The sequence below is a fragment of the Natrialba sp. PRR66 genome (assembly GCF_034808065.1).
In the GTDB taxonomy this organism is placed as follows: domain Archaea; phylum Halobacteriota; class Halobacteria; order Halobacteriales; family Natrialbaceae; genus Natrialba; species Natrialba aegyptia.
Window position 1 is genome coordinate 479,061 of the sequence record NZ_JAXHGN010000003.1, and the last position, 23,037, is coordinate 502,097.

20 protein-coding genes are annotated in these 23,037 nt (G+C 64.8%); 10 read left to right on the top strand and 10 right to left on the bottom strand.

What is annotated here, in order from left to right; translation table 11 throughout:
- Positions 1 to 56 precede the first annotated feature (56 nt).
- The 4 genes from SM755_RS12815 to SM755_RS12830 all read right to left on the bottom strand — a co-directional run bounded on the left by SM755_RS12815 (position 57) and on the right by SM755_RS12830 (position 4,016).
- Positions 57 to 1,496, bottom strand: coding sequence for a prenyl carboxy-lyase (locus tag SM755_RS12815; protein ID WP_323173002.1), 1,440 nt, complete (start codon positions 1,494 to 1,496; stop codon positions 57 to 59).
- Positions 1,493 to 3,064: a UbiD family decarboxylase gene (locus tag SM755_RS12820; protein WP_323173003.1), complete on the bottom strand. Its 1,572-nt coding sequence runs from the start codon at positions 3,062 to 3,064 to the stop codon at positions 1,493 to 1,495. Before SM755_RS12820 ends, SM755_RS12815 begins: the two co-directional genes overlap by 4 nt.
- Positions 3,061 to 3,630: a ubiD operon protein gene (locus SM755_RS12825; protein WP_323173004.1), complete on the bottom strand. Its 570-nt coding sequence runs from the start codon at positions 3,628 to 3,630 to the stop codon at positions 3,061 to 3,063. Before SM755_RS12825 ends, SM755_RS12820 begins: the two co-directional genes overlap by 4 nt.
- Positions 3,631 to 3,821: 191 nt before the next feature.
- Entirely contained in the window at positions 3,822 to 4,016 is a 195-nt protein-coding gene (locus SM755_RS12830) for a cold-shock protein (RefSeq protein WP_004267330.1), read from the bottom strand.
- A 364-nt stretch (positions 4,017 to 4,380) separates the two neighbouring features.
- Here SM755_RS12830 and SM755_RS12835 point away from each other — a divergent pair, with 364 nt between their 5' ends.
- The 5 genes from SM755_RS12835 (at position 4,381) to SM755_RS12855 (ending at position 10,859) form a co-directional block, all read left to right on the top strand.
- Positions 4,381 to 4,575: a hypothetical protein gene (locus SM755_RS12835; protein WP_006110606.1), complete on the top strand. Its 195-nt coding sequence runs from the start codon at positions 4,381 to 4,383 to the stop codon at positions 4,573 to 4,575.
- 141 nt (positions 4,576 to 4,716) lie between these two features.
- The gene (locus SM755_RS12840; protein WP_323173005.1) at positions 4,717 to 5,181 is read left to right on the top strand and encodes an Lrp/AsnC family transcriptional regulator; all 465 of its coding nucleotides are present in this window, start codon (positions 4,717 to 4,719) and stop codon (positions 5,179 to 5,181) included.
- Positions 5,182 to 5,487: 306 nt separating this feature from the next.
- Complete coding sequence (locus tag SM755_RS12845) at positions 5,488 to 6,987, top strand: proton-conducting transporter membrane subunit (RefSeq protein ID WP_323173006.1); 1,500 nt, start codon at positions 5,488 to 5,490, stop codon at positions 6,985 to 6,987.
- Complete coding sequence (locus SM755_RS12850) at positions 6,980 to 9,559, top strand: DUF2309 domain-containing protein (protein WP_323173007.1); 2,580 nt, start codon at positions 6,980 to 6,982, stop codon at positions 9,557 to 9,559. The genes SM755_RS12845 and SM755_RS12850 overlap by 8 nt, the downstream gene beginning before the upstream one ends.
- 283 nt (positions 9,560 to 9,842) lie before the next feature.
- Complete coding sequence (locus tag SM755_RS12855) at positions 9,843 to 10,859, top strand: NADP-dependent oxidoreductase (RefSeq protein ID WP_323173229.1); 1,017 nt, start codon at positions 9,843 to 9,845, stop codon at positions 10,857 to 10,859.
- 185 nt (positions 10,860 to 11,044) lie between these two features.
- Here the strand turns inward: SM755_RS12855 and SM755_RS12860 are convergent, their stop codons facing one another.
- The 3 genes from SM755_RS12860 to SM755_RS12870 form a co-directional block, all read right to left on the bottom strand.
- The gene (locus SM755_RS12860; RefSeq protein ID WP_323173008.1) at positions 11,045 to 11,842 is read right to left on the bottom strand and encodes an ABC transporter permease; all 798 of its coding nucleotides are present in this window, start codon (positions 11,840 to 11,842) and stop codon (positions 11,045 to 11,047) included.
- Positions 11,842 to 12,915 (bottom strand): ABC transporter ATP-binding protein, encoded by a 1,074-nt coding sequence (locus SM755_RS12865; protein ID WP_323173009.1) that lies wholly within the window; start codon positions 12,913 to 12,915, stop codon positions 11,842 to 11,844. Before SM755_RS12865 ends, SM755_RS12860 begins: the two co-directional genes overlap by 1 nt.
- An 80-nt stretch (positions 12,916 to 12,995) precedes the next feature.
- Positions 12,996 to 14,258 carry a site-2 protease family protein gene (locus tag SM755_RS12870; RefSeq protein ID WP_323173010.1) on the bottom strand — a complete coding sequence of 421 codons (1,263 nt, stop codon included), beginning with the start codon at positions 14,256 to 14,258 and terminating at the stop codon, positions 12,996 to 12,998.
- Positions 14,259 to 14,490: 232 nt separating this feature from the next.
- Here SM755_RS12870 and SM755_RS12875 point away from each other — a divergent pair, with 232 nt between their 5' ends.
- The gene (locus SM755_RS12875; RefSeq protein WP_006110598.1) at positions 14,491 to 15,021 is read left to right on the top strand and encodes a 50S ribosomal protein L16; all 531 of its coding nucleotides are present in this window, start codon (positions 14,491 to 14,493) and stop codon (positions 15,019 to 15,021) included.
- A gap of 253 nt (positions 15,022 to 15,274) precedes the next feature.
- Positions 15,275 to 16,150, top strand: coding sequence for a RimK family alpha-L-glutamate ligase (locus SM755_RS12880; RefSeq protein WP_323173011.1), 876 nt, complete (start codon positions 15,275 to 15,277; stop codon positions 16,148 to 16,150).
- 156 nt (positions 16,151 to 16,306) lie between these two features.
- On the opposite strand, the gene SM755_RS12885 is transcribed toward SM755_RS12880, so the two are convergent.
- The 3 genes from SM755_RS12885 to SM755_RS12895 form a co-directional block, all read right to left on the bottom strand.
- Positions 16,307 to 16,708: an Hsp20/alpha crystallin family protein gene (locus SM755_RS12885; RefSeq protein WP_006110596.1), complete on the bottom strand. Its 402-nt coding sequence runs from the start codon at positions 16,706 to 16,708 to the stop codon at positions 16,307 to 16,309.
- A gap of 590 nt (positions 16,709 to 17,298) precedes the next feature.
- On the bottom strand, positions 17,299 to 18,312 hold the full coding sequence (locus SM755_RS12890; protein ID WP_323173012.1) for a type II glyceraldehyde-3-phosphate dehydrogenase: 1,014 nt from the start codon (positions 18,310 to 18,312) through the stop codon (positions 17,299 to 17,301).
- A 102-nt stretch (positions 18,313 to 18,414) separates the two neighbouring features.
- Positions 18,415 to 19,719, bottom strand: a complete 1,305-nt coding sequence (locus SM755_RS12895) for a PQQ-binding-like beta-propeller repeat protein (RefSeq protein ID WP_323173013.1) — start codon at positions 19,717 to 19,719, stop codon at positions 18,415 to 18,417.
- Between the two features lie 193 nt (positions 19,720 to 19,912).
- On the opposite strand from SM755_RS12895, the gene SM755_RS12900 reads away from it, so the two are divergent.
- The 3 genes from SM755_RS12900 to SM755_RS12910 all read left to right on the top strand — a co-directional run bounded on the left by SM755_RS12900 (position 19,913) and on the right by SM755_RS12910 (position 23,033).
- Complete coding sequence (locus tag SM755_RS12900) at positions 19,913 to 20,872, top strand: aminopeptidase (protein WP_323173014.1); 960 nt, start codon at positions 19,913 to 19,915, stop codon at positions 20,870 to 20,872.
- Positions 20,873 to 20,898: 26 nt separating this feature from the next.
- Positions 20,899 to 21,900 carry a helix-turn-helix domain-containing protein gene (locus SM755_RS12905; RefSeq protein WP_323173015.1) on the top strand — a complete coding sequence of 334 codons (1,002 nt, stop codon included), beginning with the start codon at positions 20,899 to 20,901 and terminating at the stop codon, positions 21,898 to 21,900.
- 77 nt (positions 21,901 to 21,977) lie between these two features.
- Positions 21,978 to 23,033, top strand: a complete 1,056-nt coding sequence (locus SM755_RS12910) for a M23 family metallopeptidase (protein ID WP_323173016.1) — start codon at positions 21,978 to 21,980, stop codon at positions 23,031 to 23,033.
- Positions 23,034 to 23,037 lie beyond the last annotated feature (4 nt).

Sequence of the window (23,037 nt, forward strand, 5' to 3'; positions counted from 1 at the left end):
ATCGGATCGACGCTACTCGTCCAGCCCTTCCACCGATCCAGCACTGACGGCACACGCTAGCTCCCGGAGCCGTTCGTTTCTTCGAACGCACCGCCGGACTCGAAACCGAGTTCAGCCCATGAGTCGCGAACCGCCGCGCGAATCTCCGGCGGATAGGAGTCGGTAACTGACACGCGCGGCGCGATGAACTCGTCCTTCCAACGGGGGTCCCAGGTGGCGTCGACGTACAGTCGCGCACCCGTCTCGCCGTCCCGGCCGTAGGCCGGCAGCCGTGCGGCCGGGGCGTCGGCCTCGCTGAACAGCCAGTCCCGCGAGGGGTGGGCCTTGACCCAGCTATCGCCGAGCACTCGCCCGAGATTTCGCGGGCCGGTTTCGGTGTCGACGACGATCACCGTATCGAAGCAGTCGGACAGCGAAAACAGCAGGTTCGCCAGTTGCCACTCGAAGCCGGCATAGAGGATCTCCGAGGCGACCAGGCAGAGCCCGAGCCGTCCCTCCGCCGGGAGCAACAGCCAGTCGACCGGTGACACGCCCCAGTAGCTGTTGACCCGATCGTACAGCGTCGCCGACAGCGCGAGCGCCGCCAACTGGAGATCGTCCGACAGCGCCGCTCCGAGCGGCGTGTACGGCACGACGGCATCCTCGCGGGAGAAGACGGCCTCGGCGTCGAGCGTCAGCGTCGTACTCGGGACCAGCTGTTCCCAGAACTCGCGCTTCTCGGACCGGGTGTCGGGCTGGCGGTCCGCAACGCTGGTTTCGATGACGACCTCCGCTGAACTCGGGACGACGCCGCCCGCGGTTGGAATGAGCGGGACCGTCGCGCCGACGCCGCGGTCCTCGATCGGCGTCGCGAGCCGGTCGGTGATCGCGAGCACGTGCGCCGCCGCGAGCGCCTCCGACGGGACGCCGAGCGCGATCGTGGCGGACGCGCCCGTCGAGAGCCGATCGTGGGCGGCCATCGCCTCTGGAACGCGAGCGCGGATCGTCCGTCCGTCGAGGATCGCGCCGTGGATCGGTGCCCAGTACGATCCCGCGTCGGTGCCGATCGAGAGTACGCCGAGCGTGAACCGTGGCCAGGCCTCGTCCGGCGGCGTCGGCAAGCCGAGTTCCCGCACGCCGAGTTCAGTCGCCGCGGCTGCGCGTTCGACGTGGGTCACGTCGCGTTCCGCCCGTCGCTCGCCGAGTGTGAGCAGGGTTTCGAGCACGTCGACATACGCCGGATCGCGGTCGACTCCGAGGCCGAGGCCGAGACGGGTCCAGGGATACCGGCTGCGGGGCTGTCCCCGCGTTCGACCGCGCGTCTGGTCGACACCGCCGTAGACGCCGCTCGCGAGTTCAACGCCGGCTCGCCCATCGGTCGTCAACTCGATCGCGGGGCCGTCGGCTCGAAGCGCCTCCGCGGCGACGACCTGTGGAGAGAGATCGTCGGGACGGTCGAGCGCGCAGCAGTCGTCGGTTCGGCGGAGGAACTCGAGGTGATTCCGGAAGGCGGTCATCGGTTGGATCGGTGGATCGTGGTCTCGGTGTTGGTGTTGGTTCTGGTGTCGGTATCGGCGTCGATGCCGGCGTCGGTCACACGGTGAGGTTCGAACGCGCCGTCGACGCCGGCCGCCGAGAGCAGGTCGCGGGCGCGCTTGCGGTCCTCGCGCTCGCCGATCGCCCGCGTCGGTCGGTCTCCGTCCGAAAGCGCATCGACGTACGCCTTCGCCGTCTTCGACTTCGAGGTTCCAACCGCCGCGTTGCCCTTCTCGTCGGGCGTCTGGTAGATGTTCAGCGGCACCTTCGGCATCCGCTCGACGCCAAACTGGTGGAAGTCCGTCGCCGGATCGGCGTGCAGCGCGAGCGCTTCCACCACTGCGCGCGAGTGCAGCGGGTTGACGCCGGCGTCGACGAAGACGAAGAAGTCGATGTGGAGCATCCCCCAGGTCGTGAAGATGAAGTTCGCGAGTTCGTGCAGGTAGCCTGCGTAAGGGCGCTCCGTCGCGATCACCCAGACCGTCCGCTCGGTGAACGGCCAGGGGGCGGCCATCGCCACGTCGTAGCCCGCGGCACGCAGTCCGAGGGTGGCGTCCGGCCCACCCGCTGCGACCTGGAGCGAACTCGTCGAGTTCTCGGAATAGCCGACGCCCGATCCAGCCACACAGAAGGGGAGAGACGGCCGCTCGCGGTGGGTGATCGCGTCGACCGCGAGAACGGGCATCGAGCGCCGCGGGCCGTTGACGTAGCCGAAGTAGTCGCCGAACGGCCCCTCGTCGAGGCGTTCGTCCGGAAGCACGCGGCCCTCGATAACGAGTTCGGCCGACGCCGGGACACGGAGGTCGTTCGTCTCGCAGGGGACGAGGTCGACCGGCGATTCCTGGAGGCCGCCGGCGAACGTCGCTTCCTGGCGGCCGACTGGAATCCACATCTCGCTTGCGGCCGTTACGGCCGGCGGCGCACCGACCGTCAGCGCGACCGGCATCGCCTCGCCGCGGCGCTCGAACTCGTAGTAGTAGCGATTCGGGAGCTGTTCGCCGGCGAGAAACAACAGACTCGCCTGCGAGCGGCCGTGGATCATCGCGCGGTGGCGCGACCACCGGCCCCACTCGCCGTCCTGATCGGGCGCGACGAGCGTCGTCAGCGTCGCGTACCGACCGCCGTCTTGCCGGTGGATGTACGGCCAGGGAAACTCGAGCAGGTCGGCCGCCGAGCCGGTTCGGACGACCTCCTTACAGGGGGCTGTCGTCGGATCGACGATGATCGGATCGCGCTGGTTCGCCAGTCGATCGATCACCCGTTCGTAGTACGCCGGTCCCGATAGTCCCGCCGGATCGGGCAGTTCGAACGCCCGCGCGAGGTGCTCGAAGACGCGCCCGCGCGGCCCTCGATACGGGTCGCCGATGAGGCGGGCGTCCACGCCGTCGAACTCGACGGTTTCGAAGACCGGAATCCGCTCGTCGGTGGCGTTCGCCCGCATCGTAATCGCGCTCGCCTCGAGATCCCACGAGACCGGCGTCGTGATCTCGTTCGTTGCGCCGACGTCGGCGAGCAGCCCCAGAAAGTCCCGAAACGTCTCGGCGGTCATCTGGCCCCGGACCGGTCGGTTTCCGTCTCCTGCTCCGTCACCACGACGGCGGGCTCGTCGTCTGAGCCGGCGTTGCTATGTTTTGCATCCGCGAGCGCCTCCCGCAACGGATCCGCGTCGTAAGCCGTCCGGATCTCGTCGTAGGCTTCGAGCACCGCTGGATCGCGGTCGGCGAGGTGCTCGAACAAGATCGCTCTGACGGCCGCCGATGTCGACTCGTAGCGGCCGGTCTCGACGAGATACCGCAACAGAACCGTCAGATCGTCGGACCGGGTGTTGACCACGTTCGAACGCTCGCGCTGCTCGTCGGCGAGTCGCTCGAGTCGCTCCGTCTCGACCGCCTCGTCGACGAACTCGACGTACCACTGCTCGGTCGTGTTCTCGTGCGGCCCTCTGACGACCGACAGCGGCTCCGGGTCGTCAAGCCGATCCGACTCCCTCGCGACGTGAACTCGCGCCTCGAAGATCTCCTTCGTCTCCGGGTCGCGGATCTGAAGGTGCGTTACGGTCTCGTCCGCCACCGTCTCCGGCAGATGCTCGTCGGCGGTAATGTACTGGTTCGCCATAGTCGAGTGGATTGGATCGTAGCCGCGTGTGCGACGCGATCCGCGAGTGAACTACCTCGGGAGTACAGAGTCGAGCGAGATAAAAGGTCGCGTTCACGTCCGTCGGCGGGGACTCGTCCGTCGCTTGCAAGCGCCGTCGCTCACCGGAAGTAAAATACTGCAGTCAAGTGCCGATACCGTACGAATCCGCCTTACAGGCGCTCGACGTTCGTCGCGCGCGGGCCCTTGGGGGCCTGCTCGATCTCGAACTCGAGTTCCTGTCCTTCCTCAAGGTCCGGGCCGCCGATGTCTTCCATGTGGAAGAACACGTCGTCGTCCGCGTCCTCAGTCTCGATGAATCCGTAGCCGCCAGTGTCGTTGAAGAAATCAACGGTTCCTTTCGCCATTGCCTCTAAAGAGAACGTCCCTGTATGCATAAACCCTGCGACTCGCCGGATCCCCGGATAGATCGTTCGTACGTCCTCTTTTGGCGAGTTCAGACGAATCGCGGTCGCTCCGATGCCCTGGTGCGGTGAACTCGAGTACAGTCGCCAAAGCGTACTCGCCGTTTTCGTGACGGTGGATCGGTATCGAGACGTTACCGGCACGAACGGAGAGGTCAACCGTGCCGTAGCACCTCGTCTCGAACCCGAATAGCGCTTCATCGCCTTTCTTTTCGATTCGACTGGCCAATCGATCGCGTCACAGAACGCGGGTCGCCTACGTACTCCGGGACTGAAACTATATGCTTTGGGAGTGCCACCATGTGTCATGGATGGGGTTCTAAACGAAACGACGAACACTGTTCACAAGCACAAGACCGGCCGTTCCGATTTCAGAACGCACTGCGGCGCGACATCGCACGTGACTCACGACCGACTCCGCCTCGTCTCGATCGACCGGACGACGACGGACCGAAACGTCTCCCGGTGTGGTCGCTGTTTCTCCGACGCGGGCGGGTACTAACCGAGCCGCTGCTTCTCCTCGAGTCGAAAGTGAGACGTGCGAGGCCGGCTCGAGACCGGCGAGCGCCGGTCCGGTGGGCTCGGACCCGGTCCGCGGGACGCAGGCGAAGTCCCTTATATTCGCCGGTCGAAACGACGCGGTATGTCCGAGTACGAGCTCGACGCGGTCGACCGGGAGATCCTCTACGCGCTCCAGGAGGAGGCCCGGAACCTTTCGTCCGGCGAGATCGCCGAACGGACCGACGCGTCCTCGAGTACGGTCCGCAAGCGCATCCAGCGCCTCGAGTCGGAGGGGGTCATCAAGGGGTACAGCGCCAACATTGATTACATGAAGTCCGGGTATCCGATCCGGATGCTCCTCTTCTGTACGGCGCCGATTCCGGACCGAGGCGACTACATCGACAACATTCTGGACATTCCCGATGTCGTCTCGGTGCAGGAACTGGTAACGGGCGAGGAGAACCTCCTCGTGACGGCCGTCGTCAAGAACGACCGGGACATCACGCCGATCGCTCAAGACCTCTCGGACATGGGCCTGACGATAACCGACGAGGTGCTCGTGCGCAGCCACAAGTCGACCTCGTTCGACGAGTTCTCCGCAGAGTGACCGCATCGGCGCAGATTCCCGGCTCGGTTTTTATACTACTTCTTCTCGCCCATCTTCGGCAATAACGGCGGGTGAGCGGCGTCTCTGTCATAGTGGCGCGACTGACCCTCCGGATCGTCGTCGGATCGGCAGGTTCGTTCACGGCATTTTTTGCGGCAGACCATGGTGTTCTCTCACACGGGGAATAGCGAACGATTTGTTCGAACAGAAGGATATAATAACCAGGGTGTTCAAAGAGCGGGTAACGTCGACCAGACGGATTGACCCGTATGAACGCCCGCGCTGGTCGAAGGTGATACTCGACACATGACCGACGAACGCTCGCTCGACGCCGTACAACTCTCGGAACTGACGACGACGGACGATTCGGTTGTCCCCCGGGCGTCGACGCGGCTGGTGTGGGCGCTGTTTCTCTGTAGCGTCGGCGTCCTCGCGCTGACGGTCAACCGCGGCGAGCCGTGGACCGGCGTCGACTACGTGGTCGTCGACGGCCTGACCGCGGTGCTGTGGATCGTGGTTACCTTCTTCAGCGGTATCGTCCACAGTTTCTCCCGGCGCTACATGGCGGGCGACCGCGACCTCGAGCGCTTTTTCGCCCGCGTGTTCGGGTTCACGCTCGTCGTGATGACGCTAACCGCGGCTGATCACGTCGCGCTGTTCGCGGCGGCGTGGCTCGCGATGGGGCTGCTGATGGCCGGCCTCATCGGACACGTCCGCGACTGGGAGCAGGCGCAGGCCGCCGGTTCGCTTGCGCGTCGCTATTTCGTCGCCAGCAGTGCAGTGCTTGCCGGCAGTCTGGCGCTGCTAGCCTGGGAGACCGGGACGACATCGATCGCCGGTATCCTCGGCGGTCTCGAGGAGGTTTCCGCGACGGTCGGCCTCGTCGCCGCCGGCGGGATCGTCCTCGCGGCGCTGATCCAGTCGGCACTGTTCCCGTTCCACGGGTGGCTGCTGTCGTCGATGACGGCTCCGACGCCGGCTTCTGCGCTGATGCACGCCGGCTTCGTCAACGCGGGCGGCGTCCTGTTGACCCGCTTCGCGCCGCTGGTTTCCGACCACCTCGCGATCATGTCGGCCGTCGTCGTCCTCGGCGCGGTCAGCGCCCTGCTGGGACAGGCGATGTTGCTCGTCCAGACGAACGTCAAGCGCAAGCTCGGCGGCTCGACGATGGCCCAGATGGGCTTTATGATCCTCCAGTGCGGTCTCGGCTTCTTCGCAGCCGCGATCGCCCACCTGATCCTTCACGGCTTCTACAAGGCCTACCTCTTCCTCTCGTCGGGGGCCGCCGTCGAGGAGGCCGCGCCCGCATCGACGGCCAAACACGCCGGCCACACCGAGTTCGGCTTCGCGAGCGCTGCCGTCAGCCTGGCGACGGCCGTCGGCGGCGGCGTGCTCTTCGGCGCCCTCACCGGAAAGGCAACGGGTCTGGCGTTCGACAGCGGGACGATCCTGACGCTCGTGGTGGTCCTGACGACGCTGACCGCAGCGCGAGACATCCTCAACCGGACGACCCTGCCCCGGTCGGTCCGGTTCGTCAGCGTCCCGCTAGTCGTCCTCACCGCGATCGGCGGCTACGCGCTGCTGTACAACGCGATCTCGGCGGTGGTCCCCTCCGCGATGACCCACGCGCCGACCGACGTGACGATCGCCCACGGCCTCGTCGTCGCCCTGTTCGTCGGGGCCTACCTCGCGACTGAACTCGGGTGGCACCGCTCGAGCGAGCGCCTCTACGTCTCGCTGGTGAACCTCTCGCAGCCGGATTCCGCGACCGTGCTCACGACCAAGGAGGAGTACAACGATGTCTAAGCAGCCTTCCCAATCCGAACTCGAACGCGACGCCCGAGCCGAACAGACGCTACAGCAATCCGATCAGGCGACGGACCACCCCGAGACTGACACCGACGCCGATCAGGACCCCATCGCCACGACGATCGAGCGCGCGGTCGAGCGGGTCGGGGCCGTCTGGCCGCTGTATTCGTTCGTCACGGCCAACCCTCTTTCGGGGTTCGAGGACCAGCCGTTCCACCGCGCCGTCGCCGACGGCGAGCGCCTGTTCGGCGGGCGGGGGTATCCACACCCCGACATCTTTCGCACGGCCTGGGAGCGCGGCCAGATCGACCCCGACGTGCTCGCCGGTGAACTCGAGGCCCACGGGATCGATCGTGATCCCGAGGCCCTCCTCGAAGAGATGGCCGCGGCCGAAGCGGCGCGCGACGCCGACACTGAGTCCGACGAGGCGACCGAGATTCTCGACCGCGTGCTCTCGAAGTGGCTCGCCGCCTTCCTCGACGAAGGGCTGGCCAAGTGGCCGATGCCGAACCGCGAGGAGGGGTTCTATGCCGCCTGGCGTTCGATGGTCCCCTACGACGGCGACGTACCCGGCTGCGACGACTCGTCGGACCTCCCCGAGACGGCGACCGGGGCGCTCGAGTCGGTCCTCGATGCGTTTCCCGAAGGCCAGTGGACCGACATCGCCGAGCACCACTTTGCCGCGCTGCCGGGCTGGACCGGATTCATCAAACAGCGCGTCGACGACGACACCGACCCCTGGCAATCGACGTATCCGATCACGCTGCGCGAGTACCTCGCGGTGCGGCTGACGCTCGCGGAGTTGCTGGACGCGCCGATCGAGCCCTCGAGCGACGACGAGCGCGGCGCCGATGCTGGCGACGAGAGCGAGGGTGAAGACGAGACGCCCCCACTCTCCGACCGTTGGCTGACCGCCTGGGAGAAAAGCTATCGCGAGCGCTTGCTCGAGCAACTCGACGGTTCGGTGACCGACCCCGCCGACGCGGGCGAGTCGTCGCGGCCGGCCGCCCAACTGGTGTTTTGCATCGACACGCGCTCGGAGATCATCCGCCGCCACATCGAGGGGCAGGGCCGCTACGAGACCCACGGCTACGCCGGCTTCTTCGGCGTCCCGATGCGCTACCGCGGCTACGACGCGACCGCCGCCGTCGACGCGTGTCCGCCGATCGTCGACCCCGAACACCGCGTGGTCGATCGGCCCGACGACGAAGAGACGGCGACGAAACGCGACCGCTGGACCGGCCTCGCGAGGGCGACCCGGAAACACTTCAAGCGGCTCAAGGCCAACGTCGTCGCCGCCTTCCCGTTCGTCGAAGGCGGCGGCGCCGCGTACGGCTCGGCGATGGCCGCGCGGACGCTCGCCCCCTCGGCGATCGCCTCGCTCGAGAACGCCGTCGAGGACCGTATCCCGAGCCAGCACGAGTTCTGTTCGCCCGTTCTCGATTACGACGACCACGATCACAGTCACGCGGACCACGACCTTCCGCAGGGGATGACCCTCGAGGAGAAAGTCGAGTACGCCCAGAACGCCTTCGCGCTCATGGGCTGGACGGAGTTCGCCCGCCTGGTCGTCTTCACGGGCCACGCGAGCGAGACGACGAACAATCCGTTTGACTCGAGTCTGGACTGCGGGGCCTGCGCCGGCAACCCCGGCGGGCCGAACGCACGCGTGCTCGCCGAAATCTGCAACAATCCGGACGTGCAGGCGGAACTCCGCGAGCGCGGCTTCCAGATCCCCGACGACACGGTCTTCCTCGCGGGCGAGCACAACACGACGACCGACGAGATCGACCTGTTCGACGACGCCGTCCCAGAGAGCCACCGCGAGGACCTCGAGCAGCTTCGCGCCGACCTCGAGCGCGCACAGGCCGACGCGGCGGCCGAGCGCCTCGAGTCGATGACCGACGAGACCGATGTCGACCCCCAGGAGGCCGTCGCCGAAGTCGAGCGCAAGGCCGCCGACTGGGCGGAAACTCGCCCCGAGTGGGGGCTGGCCGGCAACGCCTCGTTCGTCATCGGCCCGCGAGAGTTGACCGACGATGAGAGCTTAGACGGCCGCGCGTTCCTCCACTCCTACGACTGGACGACCGATCCCGAGGGCGAGGCACTGGAGGCCATCATGACCGGCCCGCTGGTCGTCACCCAGTGGATCAACAACCAGTACTACTTCGCGACGGTGGACAACGGCGTCTACGGCAGCGGTTCGAAGATCACGCAGAACCCGCTCGGTAACGTCGGCGTCGTGCAGGGTAACGGCGGCGATCTGATGACCGGTCTCCCGCTCCAGTCGCTGCAGTGCTCCGACGACGAGCCGTACCACCAGCCGCTCCGCCTGACAGCGGTCATCCACGCACCCCGTGAGCGTGTGACCGACATCCTCCGTCACCACGAGGACGTCAAACGGCTGGTCGACAACGGCTGGGTCGGCGACCTGACCGTCATCGATCCGGAGCGCGATAACGAGGCGTTCCACTATCGGGGCGACCTCGAGTGGACGTCGCAGTCACAGACGGCAATGGCGGCCCGCGATCAGGGACAGGGACCGGTTTCAACAGCGGCACAGGATTGATCCGTTGCTTACTGAGCGCTGATTGCTGACTCTTTCTCTCCGTCTCGTCCTCCTCGATGCTACCCCGCCGTTACAGTTCCTCGCGCTTCTCGAGCCGGTGGATCGCAATCGAAATGAAGTGGACGAGCACGAAAAGCAGGAAGCCAACGACGAGGCCGCCCAGCTTTCGAGGCCCCTCTCATTCCCCGTCGATTGCAGCACCGGCACTGACCCCGTCGATCGCAGCACCGGCACTGACTTCCGCGAGCCGGCGTTTCATCCGTCGCCGACCGCTAGGTTCGGTATGGCAGAAACCAGACAGTGGCGACTCGCCAGCCGCCCCACCGGCGAACCGACCCGCGACAACTTCGAACTCGTAACCGTCGACCGTCCCGAGCCCAGTCAAGGCGAGGTCCTTGTCCGAACACTGTACCAATCCGTCGATCCCTACATGCGCGGTCGAATGCGCGACGCCGAATCCTACGCCGAACCCTGGGATGTCGGTGACCCGATGCAAGCCGCCATCGTCGGCGAAGTCCTCGAGTCGAACCACGATCGATTCGAGGCAGGCGATGTCGTCACGGGCAATCTCCTGTGGGCCGAGCACGCCGTTGCAGACGGGGACGAACTCCGCCCCGTCGATCCCGACCGTGGCCCGGTCTCGACCGCCCTCGGCGTCCTCGGCATGCCCGGCGTGACCGGGTACTTCGGCATGCTCGATGTCGCCGATCCGTCCCCCGGCGACACCGTCGTCGTCTCGGCCGCCGCTGGCGCAGTCGGTTCCGTCGCCGGTCAACTCGCCCGCCTTTCGGGTGCGCGCGTCGTCGGAACCGCCGGCAGCGACGAGAAATGCGACTGGCTCACCGGCGATCTGGGATTCGACGACGCGATCAACTACAAGGAGGTCGACGATCTTGGACAGGCGATGGCCGAAGCGTGTCCCGACGGCGTCGATGCGTACTTCGACAACGTCGGCGGCCCGATCACGGATGCCGTCTGGCGGCTGTTGAACGTCGACGCCCGCGTCGCGGTCTGCGGGCAGATTTCGATCTACAACGCCACGGACGTACCGACCGGACCGCGAAAACTCGCCAAGTTGATCGAAACCCGCGCACACGTCGAGGGGTTCCTCGTCGGCGACTACGACGACCGCTGGGACGTAGCCCTCGATCGGCTCTCGACGTTCGTCGCAGACAACGACCTCCGCTACCGTCACCACGTCGTCGACGGGTTCGAGAACGCACCCGATGCGTTCCTCGGTCTGTTCGAGGGCGAGAACATCGGGAAACAACTCGTCCAGGTTGCTGAACTCGACGCCTAGAGGCGGGAATCCGTCGGCGAACTTCGACGGGGATTTCAAACGGTCATTCTCCTCCCATCGTTCGATGCTGAGCCAGGTGTACATCGCTCGCTCGACGACTCGTACGGATTATCGGAACGAGTTCCCCGCGCAACCGCAGACGTGTCGCGGGTGCCCGGAAATAACTGACAGGACAGCAGTCCGTGTCAGTCCGTCAACCCGTATCCGATCTTGAACAGATAGACGTCGAGCGCGAGGACGCCTGCGGTGAGCACGACGAGCACGCCGAGCGAGAGCAGCGGTGCGAACTCGCCGGCGGCGGCCGGCATGACGTCGAACATGTCGGAGTGGCCGAGCAGCCCGTACCGGACGCTATCGACCATGTATACCATCGGGTTCAACAGCGAGACGGCCTGCCAGATCGGCTCGAGCATGGTCAGCGAGTAGAAGACCGCGCCGAAGAACACCAGCGGGCGAAGGATGAACTGGTTCATCACGGTGAGGTCGTCGAAGTCGCGAGCGATCAGCCCGCCGATGATCCCAAACCCGGCGAAGAGCGCGGCGATAACGACCATCGTTACGACGAGGAACACGGCGTGTTCGACAGTGACCGGGACGAACAGCGCGCCGATGACGGCGACGATGACGCCGACAATCAGCCCGCGAACCGCGCTCGCGGCGACGTAGGCGACGACCATCTCGACGTAGGACAGCGGCGAGGTCAACGTCTCGTGAATGTACTCGTTCCACCGCCCGTGGAAGATCGAGAACGAGGCGTTCTCGAAGGCGTTCGAGATCACTCCGAGGACGACGAGCCCCGGAATGAGAAAGAGGATGTATCCGATCCCATCGACTGGTTCGTCGATGCGCCCGCCGAGAATCACCCCAAAGACGGCGAAGTAGAGCACGTTCGTAATCGCCGGCGGCATGAACGTGTTCTTCGGCCGACGGACGAACCGTAACACCTCTCGCTTGAAGAGCGCGCGAAAGCCGACGGAAAGCATCAGGCGATCCCCTCCTGTTCCCGCTCGGAGTCGGGTTCTCGGTCGGTCGCCGCTTCCTGCGTTCCACCTGTCCGGCCATCGTTGCGTTCGGATTTCGGCCCATCGGCAGTACCGGTAGCTGCACTCGGTGCATCCGACCGCGTCACCGAGCGATCCTCCTGTCTCGTCATGTCGACGAAAATCTCCTCGAGCGACGTGCGCGAAATCTCGAGATCGGCGATCTCGTAGCCCATCGTCTCGAGTTCACTGAGCAGTTGCGGGGCGGTCGAGCCGCCGTCGTCGACGCGGACTTCGAGGCGGTCGCCGGTGACGGTCGCGTCGTGGGCGTACGCGCCGAGTTCGGTCGCGATGCTGGCTGCGGGCGGCGACTCGAGGCGCACGTCGACGGTATCGGTGCCGCGCTGTTTGAGTTCGTCCGGCGTCGCGACCGTGACCTTGTGGCCCTCGTTCATGATCGCGACGCGGTCGCAGAGGCGTTCGGCCTCCTCGATGTAGTGGGTCGTCAGGAGGATCGTCGTGCCCTCGTCGTTGAGTTCGGTGACGAGGTCCCAGAGGTCGTGGCGCAACTGCACGTCGACCCCGGCCGTCGGTTCGTCCAGAATGAGAAGGTCGGGGTCGGTGACGAGCGCCCGCGCAAGCAGCAGTCGCCGTTTCATCCCTCCCGAGAGCCAGTCGAAGCGCTCGTTTCGCTTGTCGTAGATGCCGACACGCTTGAGTACCTCGTCGGCCCGGTCGGCGGCCTCGTCCTCGGAAATCCCGTGGTAGCCGGCCTTGTGCATCAGCACCTCCTTGATGGGGAAGAACCGATCCACGTTGAACTCCTGTGGCGCGAGGCCGATGGCGTCGCGTGCCTGGCGGTAGTCGTCCTCGACGTCGTAGCCGAAGACCCGCGCCTCGCCGCCGGATTTGCGGACGAGGCCGACCAGCGTGTTGATGAACGTCGTTTTGCCGGCCCCGTTGGGGCCGAGCAGGCCGAAGAACTCGCCCGACTCGACGGTGAGCGAGAGTTCGTTCAGCGCTCGGAGATCACCGTAATCCTTCACGAGATCGACAGTATCGATGGCCGGTGGCATCGACACATCGTCGGCCACGGCTGCGGTTAAGAATGTTGGTCTCGGCACGGGAGACGGGGTTTTAGCGGGAGAACGGGGTGTCAGTCCGCACGCTGTGTCTGTGAGAGTCCGACGGCACCGCTCTTCTGGACGATATCGAAGGCGGTCATGACGTCGGACCGCGAGATCAGGCCGACGAGATCGTCGCCTTCCTGTGGCTCTCTCAGTTCCGTGGCGGGTTCCGTAGAGCCATCGGTGCCGAGGGGCTGGGTTTGGGTTTGTGTCGGCGACTGTCGTTCGACGACGAGGAGGCGTCCGATATTGTGCTCTCGCATCCGTTCGATCGCGGTCATCGCGTCCGAGTCTGCCGAGATGGTCTGGAGATCCGTCGTCATGATCTCCTCGACCGTGTAGGCGTCGCGCTCGACGGGTTTGATCTCGCGGGCGTCCGAGAGCGTCACGAGGCCGACCAGCCGTCCGTTATCGAATCCGCTCGTGTCGATGACCGGATAGCCCGTGTGCCGTTCGCTGAACATCCGCTGCACCAACTCTGCGACCGATGTCTCGGGTGATACGGTGTGAAGATTGCCTGCAGGGGTCATGATGTCGGCGACGGTCACGTCCTGGAAGGCGGCTTTCATCGTCACCTGCTGGGCCTCGCTCGAGGCCGCGATGTAGACGAAGAAGGCGATCCCGATGAGGATGATATTGAACTGAAGCAGACCGAACAGCCCCATCAGAACCGCGAGGAACTTCCCGATGCTCGCGGCCTGCTGGGTCGCTTGCGCGTACGGTCTCGACCGGGCGAGAAACGCCCGCAACACACGTCCGCCGTCCATCGGGAACGCCGGCAACATGTTGAACGCGGCGAGGGCGATATTCAGGATTGCAAGATACGAAAGGACGAACCGCGCGCCGTCGAATCCGACCGGCGTCACGGTAAAGAGCACAAAGGAGCCGACGCCGACGAGAACCGAGACGATCGGCCCGGCGATCGAGATTGCGAACTCCTGTCGCCAGTCCTCGGGCATCTCGGTAAACGATGCAACCCCACCGAACAGCCAGAGCGTAATCGAGTCGATCGGAAATCCGTACCGCCGGGCCGTCAGCGAGTGCCCGAGCTCGTGTAACACGACGCCCACGAACAACCCGAGCGCCGCCGCAAGGCCGAAGAGCCACGGATTCACCCCGGACGTGATGTACCCGATGTCGATTCCCGCACCGAGAGTCGTGTTCAGGATGTCCGAGACATCGCTGATCTGGGACCCGATGAGGTACGCAAACAGCGGGAGCACCAGCAAGAACGTGATATCCAGTTTGATCGGGATTCCGAAGAGAGAGCCGATCCGGAAACTCCTCAACATGCCTTGTGTTACCCGCGGCGGAACCATAAAGACGCCGCCGAATTCCACCGACTGTGGCGGTTCATGTCGCGGCGTACGATCCGCGACTCACACTGTGGCCGGCCCGATCGAGCAGTCGTTTCGAACCCCGATGGATCGATCCATCGGACGACGTGCCGATACTGAACTCGAGCGCGTGCTTCGAAGGCTTTATCCGGACGGTAGGCCTGCGTTTTCGTAAGTAACCACAACCATGTCCGACAAACCCGCCTCCATGTACCGGGAAATCAGCAAGCCAGCCTACACGCGACGCGAGTACATCACTGGCATTCCCGGCTCGAAGATTGCACAGCACAAGATGGGCGACCTGCAGGCAGACGCCGAGGATTACCCCATCCAGATTAGCCTCATCACGGAAGAGGAAGTCCAGCTCCGCCACGGTAGTCTCGAGGCTTCCCGGCTCTCGGCGAACCGTCACATGCTGAAAAACGCCGGCGAGGGCAACTACAAGATGATCCTGCGCAAATTCCCCCACCACGTCATCCGGGAGAACAAGCAGGCAACTGGCGCGGGTGCAGACCGTGTTTCCGACGGGATGCGCCAGGCGTTCGGGAAGATCGTCGGCACCGCCGCCCGGATCGATCAGGGCGAGCGCATCTTCACGATCTGGTGTGACGTCGACGACGCCGAGTTCGCCAAGGACGCACTCCGTCGTGCGTACAACAAAATTTCGCCGCCGTGTCGCGTCGTCGTCGAGAAGGGCGAAGAGCAGCTGATCGCGTAATTCGGAGTTTTGCTCTGCGGACGCGGCTTCGCCGCGCCCTCGGCAAAATTCGAGTAAAAGCACTTCTCCTTCCGTTCTTTCGCTCCAGAGAGTCGTACGTCCACATCGGTCGTCGGCCCGCTCGTTGGCTCGGCTCACTCGCGATTGGGAACGGTGTGATTCCTCCTTCCTCCGAGTCGCACTCCCGGCCACAGAGTTCATTCAGGTCGCAGTCTCGAGCAGCTTTTTATCGCTTCCATCCTGACTCCCGAGCATGATCGATCTCGCGGTCGCCAACGACCAGGAGACGTTCCAGCGGATGCGCGACCCGCTCGCCGAGCGCGGCGTTCGCGCCCACCACGTCCCCGTAAGCGAACGCGTTGTCCCGCTCGGGGACCCGCCGTGGTCGCCCGACGAGTTCAGCGCTGGCTTCGTCTATCCGGGGCGGATGATGGAGGGTGGCGTCGCCGACGCGCTGCTCGACGTGGCGTGGCTCAACGACCGCGACGCCGTGCTCACCTCGCGGAACAAGGCCGACGTGCTCGCCCGGCTCGACCGGGCCGGGCTCCCGGTCCCGCGGACGGAGTACGTCTCGAACGACGTGTCCGAGTCCGAACTGACGGCCGTCTTCGATCGGTTCGAGCCGCCCGTCGTGGTCAAACCGAACTCGACGACGCGGGGTGTCGGCGTCGCGAAGGCTCACGACCTGGATTCGTTTCTCGGTATCTGCGACTACCTCTCGCTGGTCCACGACTACCGGGCGACCGACGACCGCTCGTTTCTCGTCCAGGAGTTCCTCCCTGGGGCGACTGATTACCGGGTGATGGTTCTCGAGGGCGAGTACGCGGGCGCGGTCGAGCGACGGCTGCCCGACGACGCGGTTTCGTCGGGGCAGTGGAAACACAACGTCCACCGGGGGGCGGAGGCCACCGGCGTCGACCTGCCGGAACCGTGGCGTGAACTCGCCGAGTCGGTTGCGCGGACGCTCGAGATTCCGTTCGTGGGGGTCGATTTACTCGTCACGGGTGAGGCAGTCGTCGTCAACGAAACGAACGCGCGGCCGACGATCGACGAGGAGACGAAGTACGAGCCGGACTTTTACGATCGGCTTGCGGCTGCGATTCGTTCGCGGGCGCGAGCAGGCGACTGACGTGTTCTCGACAAGCGCGTCTTTCCATGTGCTGCTCTCGCGCTCTCATGCTCTCGTGCTACCGCTCAGAGATGTCGATACTCGATGAACGCTGAACGCTGAAGGACGAGGGGGACGGCGGGGCGGCTGAAACGTCCGTCTGACCGCGAGTGATACTTACTCGAGACTGATTCCCGAGGATTGCTCTGCGGGATCGAAGACGACCTCGAGAACGCCGTTGTTGTAGGTTGCGGAGGCCGTGTGTTCGTTGACGCGCTGGGGGAGGGTGATGCGTTCGTCGTACTGACGGTGGTCGCTGCCGGCGGAGATGGTCAGCGTCTTGCCGTCGCACTCGAGGTCGATATTCTCCTTTTCGACGCCGGGGAGGTCGGCGACGACGCGGAGTTCGTCGTCCGTCTCGTGGATGTCGACGTGGGTGTCCATGCCGAAGCCGCTGTCGATATCGCGAGAGGTGTTGAAGTTGACGTTCGCATCGCTGTTGTTCATCATCTCGTTCATCATCCGCTCGATCTCACGAAAGAGGTCGTCGAAGGGCTCGTCGCGGTCGTCTCTTCGCATAGGAACTGGTAGTGGCCCGTGCGGGAAAAACTTTCTGTCGGAACTAGTTGTTTCGGATACGTAATTGCAAACCCAGTATCGGCCATAATCCTACGCATGATTCTCTGAACTCATTTCACACCCCATACGCTGATCTGAGTGTTAGGACGACTCTCTCCCCCTCTCAAATGCCTATTTGAATCGTATCTATACTGGGAGGGTGTGTTTGGAATGCTATTGAGGCAGAATGACTCATACGGCCACAATTACTGTGGTACTGGTAGAGAAAACTATAAACATACTCAGTTTTGATCCTCTCTATGGACGTTGAAGAGACAATCTTGTCTATTATCGCATTCACACTTGCATTTAATACTCTAGGAACTAGCAATATTTATTCTGAATTACTATTTCTCTTTCTCTCTATCGGATTATTCTTTCTCATAATACTTGGGATCGTGTCGTCATCTTTGGATTATTTTCAAAACAGGAGTTAACGAATCGGTTACCGGTGGATATCAACACTCTCTCTAAGCCATAGAACGCTATCTGGAATAGACTGTCCGACCGTAGAATTGTACCAAGAGAAATCGCAAAACCAAGAGAGAACGTTACAGTCCGATTCCGAGTGCCTCGTTGGTCGTCCGGATGCTTTCCTCGGCGTCGGCGCTGCCGGTGACCGCCCGGATCGCGTCGACGTTCTCGGGGACCACGTCGCTTTCCTGGTGGATTCCCTGGAAGAGATACAGGTCGCGGCCGACGGTCGAGATGGACTCCTCCCAGACGGCGTTCTCCCAGATGTCGCCGCGCGGACGGCCCGCATCGAGGGCGTACTCCTTGAGCTTGCCGCTGCCGTCGATCGACATGTGCTTCGGAATCAGGAACAGGCGCGACTCGTCGCCGAACAGGTCGCGAACCTCGGCGGCGTCGACCGCCTCCTCGAGCGTGACGTTGAGGCTGTGCATGTGCATCAGCGTTGCCGGCACCTTCATTCCGAGCGTGTCGATGTCCAAGTCGTCGAAGATCGTCTCCACGTCGGGGCCGTGGTGGGACGGAATCGTCACTGGGTCCGGAAGGATGTCGTTGATCGGCCCGCGGGAGGTCTGGCCGGGGTCGCCGCCGCGCCGGACGAGCGTCGCGCGGACTTTCTCGACACCGAACGCTTCGCGAAGCGGCGCGATGGCGCGCGAGAGGCCGGTCGTATTACAGGAGACGACCCGGACGTGGTCGGCGTCGACGGCGTCCTCGAAATTCGAGCGCGCGTTGAAACTGGTGTCGACGAGTGCAGCGTCCTCGCCGCCCTGATAGAGCGCGGGCGTGTCGTACTCTTCGTACAGTGATTTGTTCTCGGCACCGATGCCGGAGGGGGTGGCGTCGACGACGATGTCCGCGGCGTCGACGAGTTCGGCGACGGGCCCGGCGATGTCGAGGCCGGCGGCCGCGAACTGGTCTTCGCGTTCCTCGATGGCGGCGTAGAGGGGGAATCCCTTGTCGATGGCCGTTTCGGCCTCGAAGTTCGGCCGCGTCTTGGCGACGCCGAGGACTTCCATGTCGGGCTGGGCCCGGACGGCGTCTGCGACGCGTTTGCCGATGGTTCCGTAGCCGTTGATCGCGACCTTGATCATTGTCTGTATCCGGCAGTCCACTACCGAGTCGGATAACCGTTTCGAGGCTTCTCGAGGGATTTTTACTCGGTTGAGAGTTTCCAGACGGATTCGATCGGGGGCTCAAAAGCGGAGTCCGTACACGGCGTCGCGAGTGCCGACGTACGCGAGTTCGCCGATGGTGTGACTCCAGATGTCGGCGATCGGCACCGCCGAGTGATTTTCGCCGCCGAAGGCGTACCGGTGGATCGCGTCGGCGGTCACGACGTACACCGAGCCGTCGGCGGTCGAAATCGAACGGGGCTCCGTTTCGGTTTTCGCTTCGGGCTTCGTTGACTCCTTCACGTCGCCGAGTGCGGTCGACCACCGTTCGTCGCCGTCGAGCGCCAGCGCGCGCAGGGTTGCAGGATCGGAGCCGACGCTCTCAGCGATGTAGATGCGCTCGTCGCCGTCGGTTTCCGCTCCTGCAGCGATGCGGATCGTCCGATCGGTGTCAGCACCGGCGTCGGGTTCGTCACTCCAGCGTTCCGTTCCGTCCGCGGCGTCTATCGCGAAAAGGTCGTCTCCGCGAACGACGAAGACGGTTCCCCGGACGACGGCGCGGAGTCGCTTCACCGAGTCGAGTTCGGTCGTCCAGCGTTCGGTGCCGTCGACCGAAATCGCTCCCACGCGATCCCGTGTGGTGAAGTAGACGGTATCCGTGACCGTGAGCGACGAGAGCCGGTTCCCGGCGTCGTAGCGCCACCGTTCGTCGCCATTCGCGAAGTCGAACGCGTAGAGGGTCTCGTCGGTGGTGACGTACGCGACGCCGTCCGCGACGGTTTCGACCGTCGGACTCGTTGGTGCGGGGTCGCCCACGCCCACGCCCTCGCCTTCGACCGAAACGGTCCACCGTTCGTCGCCGCTGTCGCGGTCGAATCCGCGGACGGCCCCGTCGTCGCTGCCGACGACCAGCAGTCCGTCGGCGAGACGCGGCCGGTGATAGACGCTTCCCGTTTCGCCCGTCCAGCGTTCGGTACCGTCGTCGTCGAGCGCGTACACTGACCCCGAGCCGCTACCGATCGCGTCGTCGCCGTAGCCGGTGTAGACGAACTCGTCGACGACGGGTGCCGTGTACGAACTGTACCCGCCCGTTCGTCCGAAGCGCCACTCGGGCTTGCCGGTCGCGGCATCGAGAGCGAGGACGCCGCCGGTGCCGTCCACGAAATCCTCTTGTCCGTAGAGAATGCCGTCTCGCACCGTCTCGACGCTGCCGCCGGTGTCGTACCTCCAGGCGATCTCGTCGTAGTCGTCGTCTTTGTCGATCCCGTCGTCGCCGTTCGGCGAACCGTCTGCCGACGCGTCGAGACACCCTGCAACGGCGACGGTACCGACTGCCCCGGCCGCGCCGACGGCACGGAGGACACCTCGGCGAGTGAACTCGTCCATACGGTGATCGTCGCGAGTCGTTCCTATAACTATCTGCCAAGGTGAAATGGTCGTTGTAGCGGTTCCAAGAGGGACGTTCGGCGTCGGCGACGGCGTCGTCGCACCGGCGACCGTAGCCGATCGGCTATCGAGTTCACCAGCGTGGAACCGCCGGAGGGGAAGACATATTCGCCCGCCGTGCCCACGCTGAGGTATGTCCGCTGCTGATTCCGATCTTCGCGGTCCGGCCGAAACGGCCGTCGAACAGTGTCTGGCACTCGAGCCGGACGAATCCTGCGCGATCATTACCGACGACAAGCGCGAACCGATCGGCGAGACCCTCTACGAGGTGGCGAGCGAGATCACGGACGACGCGGTGATCGTCCGCTACCCGCCGGGAGAGACCCACGGCGGCGAACCGCCCGCGCCGGTCGCGGCCGCGATGGCCGGCGCGGACGTCGTCCTCGCCCCGACGACCAAGAGCCTGAGCCACACCCGCGCCCGCACCGAGGCGAACGAGGCCGGCGCGCGCGTCGCCACGCTCCCCGGCATCACCGAGGAGGTCTTCACCACCGGCCTCGACGCCGACTACGAACTGATCGCCGACCACTGCGCCGACGTTCGCGAACAGGTCGACGGCGCGGACGAAATCCGCGTCACCGCGCCCGCAGGAACCGACATCACGTTCGGCATCGGCGACCGCGAGTTCCGCTCGGACACCGGCATCGTCCACGAGGCCGGCGTCATGTCGAACCTCCCCGCGGGCGAGGTGTTCGTCAGCCCCGAGACCGCGACCGGCACGTTCGTCGTCGACGGGACGATGATGCCCCACGGCCTGCTCGATGACGGACAGACCCTTTCCTTCGAGGTCGAGGACGGCTTCGTCACGGACATTTCGGACGACGACATCCGCGAAACCGTCGAGAACGCGGCCGAAGACGTGGGCGACGCCGCCCGCAACCTCGCGGAACTCGGCATCGGAACCAACGTCGCCGTCACCGAACTCGTCGGCTCGGTCCTGTTAGACGAGAAGGCCGGCGGTACGGTCCACATCGCCGTCGGCGACGACGCGGGTATCGGCGGCGACGTGGAAGCGCCGATCCACCTCGACGGCATCATCCGCGAGCCGACGGTGTACGCCGACGGGAAAGAACTCGACCTGCCGGGACAGTAACCGGCTTCGCTCGCACACCAGTCGCTATGGACGACACGCCAACCGATTCTGACGCCGGAATGGACGCGGACGGAGAGACAGATACGGGCACAGATCTGGACCCGGACGAGTTCACCGCGGAAAACGCAGATACGGATGCCGCCGCGCCCGCGAACGTCGATCCCGCTGACGCCTTCGCCGCGCTCGGGAATTCGATTCGCGTCGATATCCTCCGGGCGTTCCTCGAGCACCAGCAGGCGGCGGCCACTCCGGTCGTCCAGTTTTCGACGCTTAGGCGAGCCGTCGGCCTTCGCGACTCCGGCCAGTTTCGCTACCACCTCGAGCAACTCCGGGGCACGTTCGTCGAGAAGTGCGACGGCGGCTACCGGCTCACGTACGCTGGCTCCGCGGTGCTCACTGCGATCGTCGCCGGAACCTATACCGACACTGACGCACTCGGACCGACGCCGGTCGACAGCGCGTGTACGTTCTGCGGGGCGGCCGTCTCCGCAACCTACCGAGACGGGATCCTCACCGTCTCCTGCGAGAACGAACATCCGCTTTTCGTCTGGGCGCTGCCGCCGAACGCAGCGGCGGGCGCGTCGATCGAAGACCTGATCGAACTCGCGACGACGCTCGCCTTCCAGTCGTACGAACTGGTCGTCGACGGCACGTGTTCGGAGTGCTATTCGTCGATTTCACCCGAGTTCGAGTCGGCTGACGACAGCAGCGGCGACGACACAGCCGGCCAGTCCGTCCGTTTTACCGCCGCCTGCGACGCCTGCGGCGCTGCCTGGTCCGTTCCGGTCGGATTCGCGCTCCTCACCCACCCCGAAATCGAACGGCTGTACCACCGCCAGGGCCGCCCCCTGCGAACGCAGTACTGGTGGGAACTCGACCCCGTCACGTCCGCCGTCGAACTCGAGTTCGAGTCGAGCGGGACGGACCCGAATCGCGTTCGGTTGTCGGTCGACATCGGCGATACGACCGTTCGGGCGACCCTCGACGAGACGGGTTCGGTCGCTGAACTCGAGTTCACGACTGACTGAGTCGCGAAAGATACCGGAATAGTTATAGAAACGTTCTTCGCCAAACGTTGATCCCGACTCGGTCTGTGTGGAGCAGTATGGCAATACGACATCCGGTCGATTCGGATGCAGGGGCTGATCCGGGCCGGCTGAGGGCGATCATGCGTCGCCTTCCCGACCCGATAACCGTCTCGCTACTCGGATTTCTGTCGATTCCCGGCTACCTGTTCGACTCGCTCGAGGAGCTCAAACTGTTCGCGCTCTTCTTTCTGGCGGCCTTCTGGCCGATTCTTCAGTTGATCCCCGGACTGCCCTCGGGTGCGAATTCGGACGGCGACCGGACTGATCCGGCACCGAGGGACTGGCTCGAGACGGACGACCGGGGAACGTCCCTTCGGATGGTCGTTTCGATGCTCCTGATTCAGTTCCAGCCCGTGCTGTTGGTCACCGGGATCGGACAGATGGCCGGCCAGTTGCCGGTCCTTGCGCGCTACCGGGGGAGTCTGCCGTCGCCTGCGGACCACGAGAGCGAGGTTGACTACCGGCTGCCGTTCGAGGGGACCTGGACGGTCATCAACGGGAGTCCGGACCGCGAGTATTCACACTCCTGGGGGCTGTACGCCCAGCGGTACGCCTACGATTTCGTGATCGCCGACGAGGATGGGCGAACGACCGCGGGCGACCGCGGCCCGCCCGACGAGTTCTACTGTTTCGGGGAGCCGATCCTGGCTCCCGCCGACGGGACCGTCGTGAGCGTGCGAAACGACCACCGCGATTACCACCGGACCGACGGCTGGCTGGACCCGCTCCAGCGGAGCATCCTGGGGAACAACGTGATCATCGAACACGCGGGCGGCGAGTTCAGCGTGCTCGCCCACCTCCAGCGCGGCAGCGTCGCGGTCGAACCGGGCGAGCGCGTTGACCGGGGCCAGCGGATCGCCCGCTGTGGCCACTCGGGGAACTCGACGGAACCGCACCTCCACTTTCACGTGCAGGATCGCCCGAATTTCTTCCTTGGGGCCGGGCTCCCGGTGCAGTTCGCGAACGTCAGGACAGCGCACCCGGACACGGAGTCGCGTTCGCACGAGCGCGGATACGTCCACGCTGGCCAGCGGGTGACGCCTCTCGGCGACGAAACCGAACCGGCCGAGTGACGAC

Bases quoted from the DNA above. Each gene is read 5' to 3' on its own strand.
- SM755_RS12855 (WP_323173229.1), top strand. From the start codon at position 9,843: ATGGCAGAAACCAGACAGTGGCGACTCGCCAGCCGCCCCACCGGCGAA.
- SM755_RS12830 (WP_004267330.1), bottom strand. From the start codon at position 4,016: ATGGCGAAAGGAACCGTTGATTTCTTCAACGACACTGGCGGCTACGGA.
- SM755_RS12870 (WP_323173010.1), bottom strand. From the start codon at position 14,258: ATGTTGAGGAGTTTCCGGATCGGCTCTCTCTTCGGAATCCCGATCAAA.
- SM755_RS12840 (WP_323173005.1), top strand. From the start codon at position 4,717: ATGTCCGAGTACGAGCTCGACGCGGTCGACCGGGAGATCCTCTACGCG.
- SM755_RS12895 (WP_323173013.1), bottom strand. From the start codon at position 19,719: ATGGACGAGTTCACTCGCCGAGGTGTCCTCCGTGCCGTCGGCGCGGCC.
- SM755_RS12885 (WP_006110596.1), bottom strand. From the start codon at position 16,708: ATGCGAAGAGACGACCGCGACGAGCCCTTCGACGACCTCTTTCGTGAG.
- SM755_RS12815 (WP_323173002.1), bottom strand. From the start codon at position 1,496: ATGACCGCCTTCCGGAATCACCTCGAGTTCCTCCGCCGAACCGACGAC.
- SM755_RS12910 (WP_323173016.1), top strand. From the start codon at position 21,978: ATGGCAATACGACATCCGGTCGATTCGGATGCAGGGGCTGATCCGGGC.
- SM755_RS12820 (WP_323173003.1), bottom strand. From the start codon at position 3,064: ATGACCGCCGAGACGTTTCGGGACTTTCTGGGGCTGCTCGCCGACGTC.
- SM755_RS12865 (WP_323173009.1), bottom strand. From the start codon at position 12,915: ATGCCACCGGCCATCGATACTGTCGATCTCGTGAAGGATTACGGTGAT.
- SM755_RS12905 (WP_323173015.1), top strand. From the start codon at position 20,899: ATGGACGACACGCCAACCGATTCTGACGCCGGAATGGACGCGGACGGA.
- SM755_RS12860 (WP_323173008.1), bottom strand. From the start codon at position 11,842: ATGCTTTCCGTCGGCTTTCGCGCGCTCTTCAAGCGAGAGGTGTTACGG.
- SM755_RS12850 (WP_323173007.1), top strand. From the start codon at position 6,980: ATGTCTAAGCAGCCTTCCCAATCCGAACTCGAACGCGACGCCCGAGCC.
- SM755_RS12835 (WP_006110606.1), top strand. From the start codon at position 4,381: ATGGATGGGGTTCTAAACGAAACGACGAACACTGTTCACAAGCACAAG.
- SM755_RS12900 (WP_323173014.1), top strand. From the start codon at position 19,913: ATGTCCGCTGCTGATTCCGATCTTCGCGGTCCGGCCGAAACGGCCGTC.
- SM755_RS12845 (WP_323173006.1), top strand. From the start codon at position 5,488: ATGACCGACGAACGCTCGCTCGACGCCGTACAACTCTCGGAACTGACG.
- SM755_RS12875 (WP_006110598.1), top strand. From the start codon at position 14,491: ATGTCCGACAAACCCGCCTCCATGTACCGGGAAATCAGCAAGCCAGCC.
- SM755_RS12825 (WP_323173004.1), bottom strand. From the start codon at position 3,630: ATGGCGAACCAGTACATTACCGCCGACGAGCATCTGCCGGAGACGGTG.
- SM755_RS12890 (WP_323173012.1), bottom strand. From the start codon at position 18,312: ATGATCAAGGTCGCGATCAACGGCTACGGAACCATCGGCAAACGCGTC.
- SM755_RS12880 (WP_323173011.1), top strand. From the start codon at position 15,275: ATGATCGATCTCGCGGTCGCCAACGACCAGGAGACGTTCCAGCGGATG.